The sequence below is a fragment of the Thermalbibacter longus genome, from assembly GCF_023806485.1.
Lineage (GTDB): Bacteria > Chloroflexota > Chloroflexia > Thermomicrobiales > Thermomicrobiaceae > Thermalbibacter > Thermalbibacter longus.
In genome coordinates this window covers 1-291 of sequence record NZ_JAMSLR010000058.1, presented here as the reverse complement: position 1 = coordinate 291, position 291 = coordinate 1, and the positions used below count along the sequence as shown (strand labels likewise).

Annotated in this window: 1 protein-coding gene; it reads right to left on the bottom strand. The window is 74.2% G+C overall.

From position 1 onward, the window contains the following. Positions 1-274 (bottom strand): PLP-dependent transferase (locus NET02_RS16435; RefSeq protein WP_284058512.1); only part of this gene is annotated, 274 nt, incomplete at its 3' end. Positions 275-291 lie beyond the last annotated feature (17 nt).

Genomic DNA, 291 nt, shown 5'->3' with positions numbered 1-291 from the left:
GCGCCAGCATCAGGATCGCCGCCATGCCGGAGGAGGTGGCGATCGCCGCCTCGGTGCCTTCCAGCGCCGCCAGCCGCTGCTCGAAGCTGGCGGTGGTCGGATTGCCGTAGCGGCCGTAGGTGTAGCCGTCCTCGTCGCCGGCGAAGCGCGCCGCGGCGGCTTCGGCGCTGGGCTGCACGTAGCCGCTGGTCAGATACAGCGCCTCGGCGTTCTCGCCGTACGGCGAGCGCGGCACGGCCACGCGCACCGCGGCGGTCTCGGGGTGCCACGCCACGGACTCAGGCCTCCTGC